15 protein-coding genes and 1 rRNA gene are annotated in these 16,004 nt (G+C 70.7%); 1 reads left to right on the forward strand and 15 read right to left on the reverse strand.

Translation table 11 applies throughout. The annotated features are described in order from the left end of the window. Position 1 precedes the first annotated feature (1 nt). From E6A21_RS05220 to E6A21_RS05230, 3 genes are read right to left on the reverse strand one after another with little or no spacing between them, the layout of a single operon-like run. Positions 2 to 319: a hypothetical protein gene (locus E6A21_RS05220; protein WP_138443059.1), complete on the reverse strand. Its 318-nt coding sequence runs from the start codon at positions 317 to 319 to the stop codon at positions 2 to 4. After that, on the reverse strand, positions 316 to 1,335 hold the full coding sequence (locus E6A21_RS05225; protein WP_138443060.1) for an SDR family oxidoreductase: 1,020 nt from the start codon (positions 1,333 to 1,335) through the stop codon (positions 316 to 318). Before E6A21_RS05225 ends, E6A21_RS05220 begins: the two co-directional genes overlap by 4 nt. Positions 1,336 to 1,377: 42 nt before the next feature. Then, positions 1,378 to 2,358, reverse strand: coding sequence for an aldose 1-epimerase family protein (locus E6A21_RS05230; protein ID WP_138443061.1), 981 nt, complete (start codon positions 2,356 to 2,358; stop codon positions 1,378 to 1,380). A 107-nt stretch (positions 2,359 to 2,465) separates the two neighbouring features. Here E6A21_RS05230 and E6A21_RS05235 point away from each other — a divergent pair, with 107 nt between their 5' ends. Next, positions 2,466 to 4,235, forward strand: a complete 1,770-nt coding sequence (locus tag E6A21_RS05235; RefSeq protein WP_138443062.1) for a glycoside hydrolase family 15 protein — start codon at positions 2,466 to 2,468, stop codon at positions 4,233 to 4,235. A 6-nt stretch (positions 4,236 to 4,241) separates the two neighbouring features. Here the strand turns inward: E6A21_RS05235 and E6A21_RS05240 are convergent, their stop codons facing one another. The 12 genes from E6A21_RS05240 to rrf form a co-directional block, all read right to left on the reverse strand. Further along, on the reverse strand, positions 4,242 to 4,724 hold the full coding sequence (locus E6A21_RS05240; protein ID WP_246036203.1) for an 8-oxo-dGTP diphosphatase: 483 nt from the start codon (positions 4,722 to 4,724) through the stop codon (positions 4,242 to 4,244). Between the two features lie 34 nt (positions 4,725 to 4,758). Next, a complete protein-coding gene (gene xerD / locus E6A21_RS05245; RefSeq protein WP_138443064.1) occupies positions 4,759 to 5,727 on the reverse strand; it encodes a site-specific tyrosine recombinase XerD in 969 nt (322 codons plus the stop codon). Between the two features lie 16 nt (positions 5,728 to 5,743). Continuing rightward, positions 5,744 to 6,394, reverse strand: coding sequence for an NUDIX domain-containing protein (locus tag E6A21_RS05250; RefSeq protein WP_138443065.1), 651 nt, complete (start codon positions 6,392 to 6,394; stop codon positions 5,744 to 5,746). 7 nt (positions 6,395 to 6,401) lie between these two features. Further along, the gene (locus tag E6A21_RS05255) at positions 6,402 to 8,171 is read right to left on the reverse strand and encodes a CTP synthase (protein ID WP_138443066.1); all 1,770 of its coding nucleotides are present in this window, start codon (positions 8,169 to 8,171) and stop codon (positions 6,402 to 6,404) included. After that, positions 8,168 to 10,000, reverse strand: a complete 1,833-nt coding sequence (gene recN, locus E6A21_RS05260) for a DNA repair protein RecN (RefSeq protein WP_138443067.1) — start codon at positions 9,998 to 10,000, stop codon at positions 8,168 to 8,170. The genes E6A21_RS05255 and recN overlap by 4 nt, the downstream gene beginning before the upstream one ends. Further along, complete coding sequence (locus E6A21_RS05265) at positions 9,997 to 11,004, reverse strand: NAD kinase (RefSeq protein WP_138443068.1); 1,008 nt, start codon at positions 11,002 to 11,004, stop codon at positions 9,997 to 9,999. The genes recN and E6A21_RS05265 overlap by 4 nt, the downstream gene beginning before the upstream one ends. Next, the gene (locus tag E6A21_RS05270; protein WP_138443069.1) at positions 11,001 to 11,825 is read right to left on the reverse strand and encodes a TlyA family RNA methyltransferase; all 825 of its coding nucleotides are present in this window, start codon (positions 11,823 to 11,825) and stop codon (positions 11,001 to 11,003) included. Before E6A21_RS05270 ends, E6A21_RS05265 begins: the two co-directional genes overlap by 4 nt. Positions 11,826 to 11,828: 3 nt before the next feature. Next, complete coding sequence (locus tag E6A21_RS05275) at positions 11,829 to 12,047, reverse strand: hypothetical protein (protein ID WP_138443070.1); 219 nt, start codon at positions 12,045 to 12,047, stop codon at positions 11,829 to 11,831. 18 nt (positions 12,048 to 12,065) lie between these two features. Beyond that, positions 12,066 to 13,067, reverse strand: coding sequence for an HAD-IIA family hydrolase (locus E6A21_RS05280; RefSeq protein ID WP_138443071.1), 1,002 nt, complete (start codon positions 13,065 to 13,067; stop codon positions 12,066 to 12,068). Between the two features lies 1 nt (position 13,068). Beyond that, on the reverse strand, positions 13,069 to 13,971 hold the full coding sequence (locus E6A21_RS18100) for a hypothetical protein (protein WP_246036205.1): 903 nt from the start codon (positions 13,969 to 13,971) through the stop codon (positions 13,069 to 13,071). Continuing rightward, positions 13,953 to 15,131 carry a hypothetical protein gene (locus tag E6A21_RS18105; RefSeq protein WP_246036206.1) on the reverse strand — a complete coding sequence of 393 codons (1,179 nt, stop codon included), beginning with the start codon at positions 15,129 to 15,131 and terminating at the stop codon, positions 13,953 to 13,955. Before E6A21_RS18105 ends, E6A21_RS18100 begins: the two co-directional genes overlap by 19 nt. Positions 15,132 to 15,655: 524 nt before the next feature. Continuing rightward, a 5S ribosomal RNA gene (gene rrf / locus E6A21_RS05290) occupies positions 15,656 to 15,772 on the reverse strand. Positions 15,773 to 16,004: the final 232 nt, after the last annotated feature.

The following is a 16,004-nucleotide window of genomic DNA, read 5'->3' on the forward strand; positions in this document are numbered from 1 at the left end:
CTCATCGGAATTCCCCGGCTGCGAACGCGAGCGCTATCGCAGCATTGACTGCCGCTGCGCGGCGGCGCTTCGGGTCGAATACGGCCAGAGCGGCCATCGAGACGGCGTGCAGGGCGTCGACGCCACCGCCGAGTCGGTGGACCGTGGCACCCCCGCGAGCGGTCACTACGGCCTGGAGCAGGTGCCGCGCACCGAGGATCCTGATGGTCGTCCGGGCGCGCTGGTCCGCAGCGGCTCCGACGAGCAGCCGCTCGAGCGCCCCGGGCGCGAGCAGTTCGCTGGCGCCGTAGGCAGCCCGGACAACCTCAAGAGGCCTCATCGGGATGCCTTCTTCCACACTGTCCCGACGGTGGCGGCAATCCCGGCCACGAGCACTCCCGAAACCGCCGCGACGACGCCGTGGTGCTGAGAGGCTTCGAGCTGGAGGCTGCGCGAGGAGGACTTGTCGTCGAAGATCCCATGCGTGCCGAAATCCTTCTCGGCGTCCGCGGGCTCCCACAGGTTGGCCGGCTGCTCGGGATTGTGCGGGTCCGACGTCTGCTGGGATTTGAAGCCGGTCTTCGCGAGGTACTGATCGAGCACGCCGGGCATGACGGCGTTCGCGATGAGCGTCAGGGCGGTGCTCGCACCCACCCAGTACTCCCGGCGTTCGGGGTGGGCGGCCGCGTAGACGACGCCCCGGGCCGCCACTTCGGGCTGGTAGATGGGCGGGACTGGCTGGGCCTGACGGGGCAGTCGCGAGAGCACCCACGAGAACTGTGGGGTATTCACGGCCGGCATCTGGACCATCGTGGTCCTGATCGGGCTTCCCTCGTGGAGGAGCTCACACCTGAGGGCCTCGTTGAAGCCCTGGATCGCGTGCTTCGCGCCGCAGTACGCCGTCTGGAGCGGGATGCCCCGGTAGGCGAGGGCGGATCCGACCTGGACGATGGTGCCCTTGTTGCGGGGCCGCATTCGCTTGAGCGCGGACATCGTCCCGTAGACGAAGCCGAGATAGCTGACCTCGGTGACGCGCTTGTACTCCTCGGGCTTGATCTCATCGAACCGCGAGAACACCGAGGTGAAGGCCACGTTGACCCAGACGTCGATGGGGCCGAGCTCCCGCTCGACGCGGTCCGCGGCGGCGTCGAGCGCCTCGGCATCCGCGACGTCGACGGGAACGGCAAGGGCCTGCCCGCCTGCGGCCTCGACCTCGGCCGCGGCCCCGGCGAGTCCGGCCTCGCCGCGCGCGAGCAGGGCTACGGCGTCGCCCTCCCTCCCGAAGGCCACAGCGGAGGCTCTGCCGATCCCCCCGCTGGCTCCCGTGACGACGACGACGCGACGTGCTGTTCCCATGTGGACTTCTCCTTCGGCTTTCAGCTGTTCGGGCATGCTCGGTCAGTCCCTCCCGGGCGCATCTTGCAGTTCAATACCCCACGTCCCCGTATGCGACTCACCGGGGGCGAGCGTGACGAGCCCCTCGTGGGAGTTGAAGGCGTCGGGCGCGCAGGTCATGGGCTCGACGCCGAGGCCCGTGCGGCGCCGGTCCTCCTGGGGCAGGGTGTCGCCCGTGAAGATCTCGAAGTAGGGGTAGGCCTCGTCGGACCACAGCGCCACCGCTCGGGATCCGTCCGGGTTGGCGAGGTGCACGCGGGCGCGGCCGTCCTCGTCCCGTTCGAGCTCCGTATAGGTGACGTCGATCTTGCGGTCTCCAAGGGGCTGCATGCGGCGGAGGTCGTACGAGGTCCCGTCCACGCGCCGTCGTCCGGTGGGAATGCCCTGTTCGTCGACCGGAAGGTAGACCGATCCGGGGACGCGGACGAGGGCCGCATCGATCCGCGGCGTCCCGACACTCAGGTATGGATGGGCCCCCGTCCCGTACGGGCACGGGGTGCTGCTCCGGTTCGTCGCCGTGGTCCGCACGCTCAGCCCCGTCTCGTCCAGCCAGTACTCGAGGCGGCATTCGAGGACCCACGGCCACCCTTGGCATGCGTGCTGGGTGTGGACGAAGGCGATCCTGCTCTCGGAGCTGTGCTCGGCTTCCCAGTTGGCCCAGCGGGTCAAGCCATGGATTGCCCCGCCCTTCTCGGGCTCGCTGAGATCGAGTTGCTCTTCGCGCCCTTCCCAGGCGTACCGGCCGTGCCGTATCCGATTCGGCCACGGGATGAGCGACTGGCCGCGGGCGCCGGTGCACATTTCGTCCTCGCCGTAGCCGTCGAGAACGTCCTTGCCGTCGACCAGGAAGCGGCGGAGCGCGCCTCCGACCTCCGTCACCACGGCGGTCTGGTCTCCGTGCCGAATCGTGAACTGCCGCCCGGACGGCGACCAGCCTTCTTCGGACGCCTCCTTCCGGGGCCGCGCCTTACGCTCAGCATCCATCTGCCGCTCCCTCCGCTTGCCTACACCTCTCGCAATGATTGCGTACCCGCAAGGGGCAAGTCCAAACGTGGTTGCGTAAGCGCAATCAATTCCCTAGGGTTGCGCACATGGGTGCCGACGCCGAGGACTTCCCACCGCACGTCCTGCGCGAGTACGCGATGCTTGCAGATGGGGCACGCGGGGCGCTCCTTGGGCCACGCGGAGACATCTCCTGGATGTGCGTCCCCAAATGGCATGACGACTCGATCTTCTCGTCCCTCCTGGGCGGCCGCGGCTGCTTCGCCGTCACCCCCACCGATGCCCGGTTCGTGTGGGGTGGCGAATACGAGGACGGAACGCTCATCTGGGTCAGCCGCTGGATCACGAGTACCGGCATCATCGAATGCCGAGAGGCACTCGCCTACCCCGGAGAGGAGCACCGGGCCATCATCCTGCGCCGCATCCGGGCCGACCAAGGGGCCGCCGAGGTCAGAGTGGTCCTCGACGTGCGCGGCGGCTACGGACACCATGCAATGAACCGGCTGCACGAGGAGGACGGAGTCTGGACCGCGCGCAGTGGCCCGCTTCGGATCCGGCTCTCAGGGGCCGTCGACGCAAAGGCGACCGGCGGAGAGATCAGCTTCACGCTGCGGCTGCTGGAGGGCCAGCACCACGATCTCGTGCTCGAGGTCTCGGACGCCGAGCTGCCCGAGCAGCCCGTCAGCCCCGACGAGACGTGGAGCGCCACCGAGTACGGCTGGCACCGCGAGGTGCCCCAGTTCGAGAACACGATCGCGCCGGACGACGCGAGGCAGTCCTACGCGGTACTGCGCGGGATGACGTGGGCGGGGGGCGCCATGGTCGCGGCCGCCACGATGGGCCTCCCCGAGCGGGCCGAGCAGAAGCGCAACTACGACTACCGCTACGCCTGGATCCGCGACCAGTGCTTCACAGGGGTCTCCGTCGCAGCGTGCAAGGAGTTCCCGCTCCTGGACGACGCGGTCCGCTTCGTCGCCGCGAGGCTGCTCGAGGACGGGCCCCAGATGCGACCCGCGTACACAGTGGACGGCGGCCGTGTCCCCGACGAGCACGACGTCGGCCTGCCGGGCTACCCGGGCGGCTCGGGGAGGGCGGGGAACTGGGTCAACAAGCAGTTCCAGCTAGACGCCTTCGGAGAGGCACTCCTGCTCTTCGCCTCCGCCGCCGAGAACGACCGACTCGACCTCGAGCAGTGGAAGGCGGTCGAGGTCGCTGCGGACGCCATCGCGCAGCGGCACGGCGAACCGGACGCGGGCATGTGGGAGCTCGAGGACAAGCGCTGGGCCCATTCCCGGCTCATCTGCGCCGCCGGCCTGAGGGCCATCGGCCGGCGGGCGCCTGCCCGTCAGGGAGCGCTGTGGTCGGCGCAGGCGGACACCCTGATCGCCGACGTGACGAAGGACTGCCTCCATCCCTCTGGCCGTTGGCAGCGCGCTCCCGACGACCCCCGCGTCGACGCGGCGCTCCTGCGTCCGGTGCTGCGTGGCGCCGTCGCCCCCGAGGATCCGCGTTCGATCGCGACGCTCGCCGCCGTCCGCGAAGACCTCGCGCGCAAGGGGTTCCTGTACCGCTTCAGTCAGGACGATCGGCCCCTCGACCAGTCCGAGGGCGCGTTCCTGCTCTGCGGCTTCGATCTCGCGATGGCGCTGCACCAGAGCGACCAGGCCCTCGAGGCCGCCCGCTGGTTCGAGCGGAACCGTGCCGCATGCGGGTCACCCGGGCTTTTCACCGAGGAGTACGACGTCGAGCAGCGCCAGCTGCGCGGCAACTTCCCCCAGGCCTTCGTGCACTCGGCGATGCTCGAGGCCGCGCGGAGGCTGGCGGACGAGCCGCCGCCGTGGGGTGGCCTCCAGGCCTGACGCCGCCTAGTCCGCGCCCCTCACGCTGAACTTCGCGACGGTCTCGTTGTCCTCCGCCATGACGACCACGAAGTCCGACGCGACGCCTGAGAGCACGACGGGCAGCCAGTGGTCTGCGTCCTGCCACATGTCCGTGACGGGGAGGGCGTCAACGGGATACCACGCGGGCGTGATCTCGTCGCTTTCCTCGATCTCGCCCACCCACCGGGTGCACGTGAAGATGACGCACTCCATGTCCCAGTCGGGGCGAGCTGGGAAGCGGAAGTCGACGGTGCCCGCAGGGCGGATCGCCTCTTCGACGAGCGCAACGCCGGCTTCCTCGAAGAGTTCGCGCGCGGCCGCCTCCGCCGCAGTCTCCCCCGGTTCGACGTGCCCACCGAGTCCCACGATCTTTCCGACCCCGAAGCCGCGCTTCTTGCGGCCCAGCAGCACTTCCGGACCGCCCGGGGCGGCGCGCAGAAGGAAGCACAGGGCAACCGGGGCCCCCACTACAGAAGCTCCCGAGGGAACTCGTGCGTGCCCATCAGCCGCGCGCCCTCGGGTGGGCTGCCGCGTAGACCTCGCGGAGCGTGTCGGCGGTGACGAGGGTATAGACCTGGGTCGTGGTGACGGAGGCATGGCCGAGCAGTTCCTGGACCACGCGCACGTCGGCGCCGCCCTCGAGGAGATGGGTTGCAAACGAGTGCCGCAGGGTGTGCGGCGAGACGTCGCGGTCGATCTGGGCGCGTTCCGCCGCGTCCTTGAGGATCGTCCACGCGCTTTGGCGACTCAGCCGTCCGCCCCTGGCGTTGAGGAAGAGGGCAGGCGTCCCACTCCCCTTTGCCGCGAGAACGGGCCTCGCCCGGACGAGGTAGTCGTCGACGGCGCGAGCGCCGTACGAGCCGAGGGGCACGAGGCGCGCCTTCGAGCCCTTGCCGAAGAGCCGCACGATCGACGGGCCGCCGTCGGCCTCTGCGCTCAGGCGGACGTCATCGACGTCCAGTCCCACTGCTTCGCTGATGCGGGCACCGGTCGAGTACAGGAACTCGAGGAGGGCACGGTCGCGAAGCCCCGTCGGAGTGTCCGCCGACGCCGCCTCGAGGATGCGGGCGACATCGTCGACGGGGATCGCCTTCGGCAGCCGCTGCCCCGGGAGGGGAGGGTGGACGTCGGCGGCCGGGTCACCCGCCGTCGTGCCCTCGAGGGCCCAGAAGCGGTGGAGGCCTCGGACGGCGACCACCGTCCTGGCTGCGGAGCGGACGCCGAGCGCCGTGCCGCCGTCGGCGCCGTCGCGCAGCGCCTCCGCAAAGCGCGCGACATGCTGCCGCGCCACCTCACGTGGCGCCGCGATCCCCTGCGCGGCAAGGTAGTCGAGGTAGCGGCGGAGGTCGCGCCGGTAGGCGGCAAGGGTGTTGGCCGCGAGGCCCCGCTCGACCGAGAGATGACGCAGGTAGTCGTCGACGCCCACGACGAGGTCGGACGACGGCACTGCCTCGGCGCGCTGGCCCTCCATCAGCCCCAGCCCCTCGTCAACGCTGGGCAGGGTGCGCCGGCCACGGCGCGTCGCCGGGCCGGAGCCCGGCGAAGCCGGACCCGCTCGCAGCGTGGGCCGCGAGGATTCCGACGACGGCGCTCGGGTTGTGCAGCCGTCCCTCGAGGATCGCGGCAACGGCTTCCTCGAGATCGACCCACGCGAACTCGATCTCCGACTCCTCCGCCGTCCGCACGTGGCGGTCCGGCTCGGGGACGTCCTCGAGCCCGCGAGCGAGGTAGATCCGGATAGCCTCGCTCGAGGAGCCCGGCGAGTTGAAGACGTCGGCGAGGACGTGCCATTCGCTAGCCCTGAGATCCGCCTCCTCGGCCAGCTCCCGCGCAGCTGCCGCGAGGTTCGCCTCCCCGTCGACGTCGAGCAGGCCCGCGGGAATCTCCCACAGCAGCATGCCGACCGGGTGACGGTACTGCCGGAGCAGGAGGACGCGGCCCTCTTCGTCCATGGGCAGGATGGCTACCGCGCCCGGATGCTCGATGAATTCGCGCCGGAGCGGTTCCGTGCCCTCTGAAAGCTCGAACGTGTCCGCACGGACGTCCCAGATCTTGCCGTGGAAGACCGGTTCCGAGGCGAGCACGCGCCGCGAACTGAGTGCATCCTCGATGTGCGGCCGCGGCGCGTGCGTCGTCACCGCGTGCCTACTCGGCCTTGGCGGACTGGGCCGCCGGCGTCGGCTGGGACGCCTTCGGGGAACGGTCGGCCTTCTTGGGCTCGGCCTTCGAGTCCGAACGCCGCTCGAGGGCGGCCTTCACGAGCCCGACGAAGAGCGGGTGCGGGCGCGTCGGGCGGGAACCGAGCTCGGGGTGCGCCTGCGTTGCCACGTAGTACGGGTGTGCCTCGCGGGGAAGCTCGACGAACTCCACGAGCTTCCCGTCCGGCGACGTCCCCGAGAACACGAGGCCAGCCTCCGCGAGCTGCGCGCGGTAGGCGTTGTTGACCTCGTAGCGGTGGCGGTGGCGCTCGGAGACCTTCGTCGATCCGTAGGCCTGGGCCACGACGGAACCCTCGTCGAGGACCGCGTCGTAGAGACCGAGGCGCATCGTGCCGCCCATGTCGCCCTTGCCCCCGACGATCTCGAGCTGCTCGGCCATGGTCGCGATGACCGGGTACTTCGAGTCCGGCTCGAACTCCGTCGAGGAGGCGCCATCGAGGCCCACGACATTGCGTGCGTACTCGATGACCATGCACTGGAGCCCGAGGCACAGGCCGAGCGTCGGCAGGCCGAGTTCCCGCGAATAGGTCAGCGCGCCGAGCTTGCCCTCGAGGCCGCGGATCCCGAACCCGCCGGGCACGACGATCGCGTCGACTCCCGCGAGGGAGCGTTGCGCACCGGCCGGCGTCTGGCACTCGTCCGAGGCGACCCAGCGGATGTTGACCTTCGTATCGTTCGCGAAACCGCCGGCGCGCAGCGCCTCGGTGACCGACAGGTACGCGTCCGGGAGGTCGATGTACTTGCCGACGAGCGCGATGTCGACTTCGTGGGCGGGCTCGTGCACGGCCTTGAGGAGGCGGTCCCACTTCGTCCAGTCGACGTCCTTGAACGGGAGGTCGAGCGCGCGGACGATGTACGAATCGAGGCCCTGGGCGTGGATGACCTTCGGGATGTCGTAGATGCTCGACGCGTCGGGGCAGTTCACGACCGCGTCCGTGTCCACGTCGCACATGCGGCCGATCTTGTCGCGCATGGCGTCAGGGATCTGCCGGTCGGAGCGGACCACGATCGCCTCGGGCTGGATGCCGATGGAGCGGAGGGCCGCGACCGAGTGCTGGGTCGGCTTGGTCTTGAGCTCCTGCGAAGGCCCGATGTACGGGACGAGCGAGACGTGGAGGAAGAACACGTTGCCGCGCCCGACGTCCTGGCGCACCTGGCGAGCGGCCTCGAGGAACGGCTGCGACTCGATGTCTCCGACGGTGCCGCCGACCTCGGTGATGATGACGTCCGGCGCGTCCGGCCCTTCCGCGGGCAGCCGCATCCGGCGCTTGATCTCGTCGGTGATGTGCGGGATGACCTGGACGGTGTCGCCGAGGTACTCGCCGCGACGCTCCTTGGCGATCACGGCGGAGTAGATCTGTCCGGTCGTCACGTTCGCGGAGCCGTCGAGGGACTCGTCGAGGAAGCGCTCGTAGTGACCGATGTCGAGGTCAGTCTCGGCCCCGTCCTCGGTCACGAAGACCTCGCCATGCTGGAACGGGTTCATTGTCCCGGGATCCACGTTGAGGTAGGGGTCGAGCTTCTGCATCGTCACGGAAAGACCGCGGCCCCGCAGGAGGTGCCCGAGGCTCGACGCCGTCAGACCCTTTCCGAGCGAAGAGGCCACGCCCCCGGTCACGAAGATCTGCTTGGTCGTCTTGTCGGCGTCTGAAAAGCGGGAATGAGAGCGATGCACCACGGAATTCGAGCCTATCACCTCTTCCCGGCGCGGACGCGGCCTCCACGGCGCGTCGCGCCGGTTGCCTCTGTCGCGCCGCCGCTCGCGAGGCCTTCGCTCGTGCCGCCGCGGTCGCCCCGCGCGTCGTCGAGGAGCTCCTGGGCGTGCGCCCGCGCCGAGGCGGAGTCTTCCTGGCCCGCGAGCATCCGTGCGAGTTCGACGACGCGTTCGTCCTCTGCGAGGAGCGCGACATCGCTCGAGGTGAAGCCAGCGACTCCCCCGGCCCTGTCCCCGGGATCGCCAGCGGCAACCGACGTCTTGGTCACCCGGATGTGGCGGTCCGCGAACGCGGCGACCTGCGGAAGGTGCGTCACGACGAGCACCTGGACGTGCCGCGCGAGCATCGCGAGGCGACGACCGATTTCGACGGCGGCGCGGCCGCCGACTCCCGCGTCGACCTCGTCGAAGACGAACGTCGGCACGGGATCCACGGCAGCGAGGACCACCTCGATCGCGAGCATGACCCGGGAGAGCTCACCCCCGGACGCGCCCTTGCCGAGGACCCGGGCCGGTGCGCCGGCATGGGGGCGCAGGAGGATCGCGACCTCGTCCGATCCGAGGGGCCCGAGCTCGGACGTCTCGTCGACCGAGACCTGCAGGGTCGCGTCGGGCATGGCGAGGGCCGTGAGCTCTGCGCTGACCCGCTCGGCAAGCTCTGCCGCGGCGTCGCGCCGGCGGCTCGTGAGCTCGGCGGCGAGGGTGCGCAGCTTCTCCTCGTCGCGCGCGACCTGCTCCGTCAGCACATCGATCCGGCCGCCGTCGTCCTGCAGCTCGTAGAGCCGCTTCTGCCCGGCCTCGGCCCACGCGATGACCTCGTCGACGCTCGGCGCGTACTTTCGAACGAGCGCACCCAGCGCTGCCCTGCGCTCCTCGACCTCGGCCAGCCGCTGCGGGCCCTCTGCGTCGAGCGAGGCGCCATAGCTCGCAAGTTCCCGCGCGACGTCGGCCAGCACGTAGCCGATCTCGGCGAGCCGCACCGACGCGGCCGCGAGCGCAGGGTCATGCTCGGACACGTGATCGAGGGCGCGCTTCGCTGCGTCGACGAGGGTCGTGGCGTCCCCGGCTTCGCCGAAGTCCTCCGCGACGAGGGCCTCGTGGGCCTGCTGCGCAGCGAGGCGCAGCCCCTCGAGGTTGGAGAGCCGCAGCGACTCCGCCTTGAGCTCGTCGTCCTCGCCGGGCTGGGGATCGACGGCCGCGATCTCCTCGAGGGCCTGCTCGAGGGACTCGGCCTCGCGGATCCGCTCCCGTGAGGCCGAGGTGAGCTCGTTGAGCTCCCGCTGCGCCCCTACCCAACGGGCATACAGCGCGGTGTACTCGCCCAGCCGTGCGGCGAACTCCTCGCCGGCGAAGCGGTCGAGCGCCTCCCGCTGGGCAGCGGCGCTCTTGAGGCGGAGCTGTTCGGACTGCCCGTGGATCACGACGAGCTGCTGGCCGACCTCCGCGAGCGCGCCGACGGGGGCGCTGCGCCCGCCCAGGTGCGCACGGCTCCGTCCGTCAGCGCCGACGGTACGGGCGACGATGAGTTCGGCGGCGCCGTCGTGCTCTTCGACGTCGGCACCCGCCTCGAGCGCACGTTCGACGGCGGCGTGGCCCTGTTCGAGGCGTACGCTCGCCTCGGCGAGGGCGGACTTCGCACCGACGCGCACGGCGCCCGCGTCGGAGCGGCCGCCGAGCAGCAGGCCGAGGGCGGTGACCACCATCGTCTTTCCTGCGCCGGTCTCGCCCGTGACCACGCTCAGTCCGGGTCCCAGCGGAAGCGTCGCGTCGGCGATGACGCCGAGGTCGCGGATCCGCAGTTCCTCGATCACTCGTCGATCTCCTTCCGCGTCTCCGCCCACCGCGAAGTGAGGATCTTCCCGCCCCACGGCTGCGGGGCGACCTCCTCGACCTGTCCCCCGTTGGTCGGGGTCGGGGCTGGGCCACGCCACCCGTGGATGGGGAGTTCGAACTTCCGCACGAGCCGAGCCGAGAACGGCGTCGCACTGATGCGGGCAAGCTGGACGGGCTGCGCGGAGCGCGTGACCTCGACGCGCGCTCCCGGCGGCAGCTCCACGCAACGCCTCCCATCGCACCACAGGACACCCCCGGCGTCGGTCCGCGTGAGGATCTCCACTGCGAGGCGCGAATGCGGCGACACGACGAGCGGACGCGCGAAGAGCGCGTGCGCGCTGATGGGGGCAATCAGCAGGGCCTCGACCTCGGGCCAGACAACCGGTCCGCCGGCCGAGAACGCGTAGGCAGTGCTTCCCGTCGGCGTCGCCAGCACGACGCCGTCGCACCCGTAGGACGTGAGCGGCTTGCCGTCGACCTCCGTCACGATCTCGATCATCCGCTCGCGGCTTGCCTTCTCGATTGCGGCCTCGTTGAGCGCCCAGCTGTGGGCGACCTTGCGGCCCTGGATCCACACGCTGACGTCGATCGTCATGCGCTCCTCGACCGAGTAGCTGCGGCTCGCGACCCACTGGACCGTCTGGGCGAGGTCCGCCCGCTCGCTCTCCGCGAGGAAGCCCACGTGGCCGAGGTTGACGCCGAGCAGCGGCACGTCGATGCCGCGGACGAGTTCGGCGGCGCGCAGGATCGTGCCGTCGCCGCCAAGCACCATGACGAGCTCGACATCGGCGAGTGCCACGTCCGTCTCGAGGATCTCGGTGGGGTGGTCGAGGCCCCCGAAGTGGCTTTCGAGGTCCTTCTGCTGCTGGGCCGTCATGACTGGCACGAGCCCGGACCCGTGGAGCTGGGCGCAGGCCTCCCGGGCCGCGACCATCGAATCCTCGCGTCCGGTGTGCGCGAGGACGAGCACGCGTCGGTTCATGGGGTTTCCCTCCCTCGTGCTGATGCCCTGGGCCAGATCGCAGCCAGAAGCTCCTCGGCTCCCCCGCCGACCACGTGGACGCCGGGTTGCGGCCGGGTCAGCCACAGGAAGTATTCCACGTTGCCGTCCTGCCCGGGCAGGGGGCTCTCGGCGAGCCCGCGAAGGAGGAGCCCGGCATCGATTGCCGCCTCCGCGACTGCTCCGACGGCTCTCTGCCGCTCGGCGTCGGACTGGACCACGCCCGTCTTCGCGAGGCGCTCCCTGCCCACCTCGAACTGGGGCTTGACCATGAGCAGAAGGTCGCCTCCCGGCACGGTGCAGCCGGCGAGTGGCCCGACCACGAGCGTGAGGGAGATGAACGAGAGGTCTGCGACGGTGAGCTCGGCCGGGCCCCCGATCATGGCGGGCACGAGATCGCGCACGTTGAGCCCCTCGTACACGTCGACGCGCGGATCCGTGCGGAGGCGTTCCACGAGCTGCCCGTGCCCGACGTCGACCGCGGCGACGTGGGCGGCCCCCGCCTCGAGCAGGACGTCCGTGAATCCTCCGGTCGACGCTCCAGCGTCGAGACAGCGGAGCCCCTCAGGCACGATCTCAGGGAAGCGGGCGAGCGCGCCTGCGAGCTTGTGCCCGGCACGGCTCGCGTAGCGGTTGTGCTCGGACTCTTCGACGTCGATCGCCTCGTCTCCGGAGACCGGCTGCGACGCCTTCCCGGCCCTGTGTCCGGCGACCGAGACATGGCCGTCCGCGATGAGCTTGGCCGCGTGCGTGCGTGACCGGGCTAGGCCACGGCTCACGAGTTCGAGGTCGAGTCGCGGCACGCGTCAGCCTCCCGGCTCCTCGCCGAGGGCAGCCGCCAAGGCGTCGTGGAACCGCTCGAACGCCTCAGCCCGCGCGGCTCCGTCGAGCGAGCCGGCCTCGTCAAGGACCATGAGGGCGCGTTCGAGACCGGTGCCCGGTCCGATGGGCCCAGGCTTCGGCACGGATGGCCCAGGCTTCGGCACGGATGGCACAGCGGAGTCGCGGAGAGGTTCCTCGCTCATGGGGCCCAGCTTATCGGCTCAGTTCTCCCACACGAGTTCGGGCACTGTCTCGCGGTCCGCCTCGGGGTGGGCTTCCCACCAGGCTGCGCACGCGGCACGCCACGCATTGACATCCTCGGGACTGCCGGTGATCCGGATCGAGCCGCCCTCGACCTTCGCCGCGGACCCGCCCGCACGCCACCCGCCGTCGACCGCTTCCGGCGCCGGATAGGGCTCGTAGAGGTCGGCGAGCGTCGCGAGGATGAAGGTGGGGCGCTCGGCGGTCCGCGCCGCGAGGATCGTCTCCTTTGTGTCTACGCCGGTCAGGACGGCCGCGGTCGCGAAGCCGGCGCGGTTCCCGCCAAGGATGTCCGTGTCCAGCCGGTCACCGACCACGACGGGCCGTTCGGCGCCGAGTCGCTCCGCTGCAGCGAGGAACAGCGGCGCCTCCGGCTTGCCTGCGACAAGCGGCTCCTTGCCGCTCGCAGCACGGACCGCGTTGACCAGACTCCCGTTTCCGGGAGCTATGCCGCGCGCCTGCGGAATCGTGAGATCCGTATTCGTCGCGATCCAAAGTGCGCCCGAAGCCACCGCGTAGGAGGCTTCGGCCAGCTCACGCCAGCTCACGTCGGGGCTGAAACCCTGAATGACCGCGACGGGGCCGTCGTCGGCGGACTGGACCGGGACGAGTCCCCGCCGCTCGACCTCCTCGGCAAGCGCAGAGCTGCCCGTCACCAGCACGCGCGAGCCAGCGGGGACCCGCTGCGCGAGCAGGTCCGCCCCCGCCTGGGCCGAGCTCACGACGTCGTCGTCCGCCGCCGGCGCACCCAGCTCGCGCAGGTGCGCGGCAACCTCAGCGGTGCTCCGCGACGCGTTGTTGGTGACGTAGCCGAGGCGGACCCCCCGCGACGCGAGGCCCTGGAGCGCCTCGGGCGCCCCAGGGATCGCGTGCGGACCGGCGTAGACCACGCCGTCGAGGTCCGACAGCACGGCGTCGAACGCGTCGATGAATGCTGCAGGCGTGCCGTGGTCAGAGGCCATGTCAGGCGTCGGCGTCCCGTTCGCCTTCGTCGGAGCCCGCGGCATCCTCGGAGCCGCTGCCCTCGAAGTTGGGCTCCTCCGAATCCGCGTCCTCGACGCCGGCCTCCGTACCGGACGCACGCTCGGTCACGCCGATCTCGTCCTCGGCGAGGCCGGACTCCTCGTGCGCCGGGCCCTCGCCCTCATCTGAACCGACCTCGTCGGCGCCAGAACTGGCGTACGGGGTCCCTGCGTCGAGAGTGCCGGCGCTCGGCACAACGGCCGCCTCGGACTCATCCTCGGACTCATCCTCGTCGTCGTCCGAACCCACGTAGGCGTCGTCGGACTCGTCGTCCTCGCCGAAGTCGATGATGTCCGGCTCCTCGAACTCGCCGACACCCAACGCGCTCTCAGCAACGCCGATCTGGCGGTACCACTTCGCCGCCTCATCCGCCCGGCCCGCCGCAGCGAGGGCGTCAGCGTACGCCTCGAAGAGGCGGGGGCTGAACGAGAAGGCACGGTTGATGTCCAGCTGGGGGATCTCGAGCTCCTCGACGGCGCCCTGATAGTCCCTGAGGTCGGCCCTGGCTCCCGAAGCGACGATCGCGAGCTCGACCTTGCCGGCAGCGTCGAGCATGTTGCGCTCCTCCGACGCCGTCAGTTCGAGTGCCTTCTCCGGGCGGCCGAGGCCACGCTCGCAGTCAGCCATGTGCGGAAGGTGGATGCTCGAACCGGTGATCCGACGGAACGTGCGGAACTCGCGCAGCGCGTCGTCGTAGCGGCCAGCGGCGTAGGCCGTCATGCCCACAGCCTCCCGGACCGCACCGATGCGGCCGCCGCGGCGGCTCGCCGCGAGAGCGTGCTGGTAGGCGAGCTCAGGATCGAGATCGATGAGACGCCCCGCCATCACGAGGTGCTTCGACACCCACTCCGCGTTCCGGCCTTCGAGCGTGCGCAGCTGCGCCGCCGTGGCCCGGTCCAGTTCCTTGCCCGTGACGTCCGGATCGATGTCAGGAGACCGCTCCCGATCCGGCCGGTTCGAGACCCGCAGGTCTGCCCCGTTCGGGTCACGGAGGGATTCCTGCTCCCGCTCGCCGCGTTCGGCCGGCCGCCTGTAGCTTCCGCGGTCCTCGTGCCGAGGGCGGTCAAAGCTGGGCCGCCCGCCGCCGGGCCTGCCGCCGCTCGGCCGGTCGCCACTCGGACGGTCGCCCTGGCGGCGGTCTCCGAACGGACGTCGGTTCCCAGCGTCCCCACGGTCGCCGCGCTCAGGACGCTCACCGAAGGAGCGCTCACCATCGCGGTCGCGGTTGAAGCCCGGGCGGTCCCCACGATCGGGACGCTGACCATACGAACGCCCCTGATCGCGGTCCCCATACGGGCGACGCTCACCGCGGTCCGGGCGGTCGCCACGGTCAAAACCGGGACGCTCACCACGATCCGGGCGGTCGCCCCGCTCGGGGCGGTCCCCGTACGGGCGACGCTCACCGCGGTCCGGGCGGTCGCCACGGTCAAAACCGGGACGCCCACCACGATCACCGAAGGGACGACGCTCACCACGATCCGGGCGGTCGCCCCGCTCGGGGCGGTCCCCGTACGGACGGCGCTCACCGCGGTCCGGGCGGTCGCCACGGTCAAAACCGGGACGCCCACCACGATCACCGAAGGGACGACGCTCACCACGATCCGGGCGGTCACCACGGTCAGGGCGGTCCCCGTACGGACGACGCTCACCACGGTCATTACGGTCGAAGCCCGGACGGCCACCACGATCCGGGCGGTCGCCACGGTCAAAACCGGGACGCCCACCACGATCACCGAAGGGACGACGCTCACCACGATCCGGGCGGTCGCCACGGTCAGGGCGGTCCCCATACGGACGACGCTCACCACGGTCATTACGGTCGAAGCCCGGACGGCCACCGCGATCGCCATACGGACGACGCTCGCCTCCTTCGCCCCCCGGACGGCCACCGCGATCGCCATACGGACGACGCTCGCCTCCTTCGCCCCCCGGACGGCCACCGCGATCGCCATACGGACGACGCTCGCCTCCTTCGCCCCCCGGACGGCCACCGCGATCGCCATACGGACGACGCTCGCCGCTGGCGTCGCGGCCCTCGCCCCGCCGTTCGTTCCAAGGGCGGTCGTCCCCGTCGCGCCGGCGATCCCGGAAACCGCGCGGGGTGCCGCCGGAATTGTTCGCGCCGCGGAAGGCACTACCGGACCGGTCCGAGCCGCGGCCGGAGCCGGACCCGCGACGCGGGCCGCCGAACCCCCGTCCGCCTTGACCGCGTCCGAAGTCCTCTGCCATGTGGTTCCTCTCCTTGTGCAATCGCAAGATCGCGGCTGCAGACAGTGCGGCCGTCGGCCGCACAACGAATGTCTCAATACAGCCCCGCAGACGGGGCCGAAGCTGACTTCTAGTCTAGTTGGATTCGCAGGGCACCCTATCTCTCGGTGCTCCCAGCGAAGCTCTTGGCGCTCACACCAGCTCCTGGAGTTGGCGGGCATCGATACCCTTCGCGCTCGGCCCTTGCCTAAGACGCGGACCTTCCCTTAAATGCGTCGAGGGCCCCACGGTCGTTGTGGGGCCCTCGGCGGGTGGTGTTGTCCGGCGGTGTCCTACTCTCCCACACCCTCGCGGGTGCAGTACCATCGGCGCTGTGGGGCTTAGCTTCCGGGTTCGGGATGGGTCCGGGCGTTTCCCCCACGCTATGGCCGCCGTAACCTTCTCTCCTCGCGCCCCCGGGTGGCGGGGGTGGGGAAGCGTGCGGGTTGCGGTGGGCCGGCCCTGGGGGCCGGCGCGCGGTGCTGTATTCGGTTGTGCTGTATTCGGTGCTGCTGTGGTGTTCCCCGGTGGCCCGGTCCCCGGCCCCGTGGTATGGGGGTGGGGCGGGGGTGGGGTTTGTTGTCTGGGGACCGTAGAGTGGACGCGGGCAGTGTTCCGTGTGTGTGTGA

Source organism: Sinomonas susongensis (genome assembly GCF_005877005.1).
Classification (GTDB): Bacteria; Actinomycetota; Actinomycetes; order Actinomycetales; family Micrococcaceae; genus Sinomonas; species Sinomonas susongensis.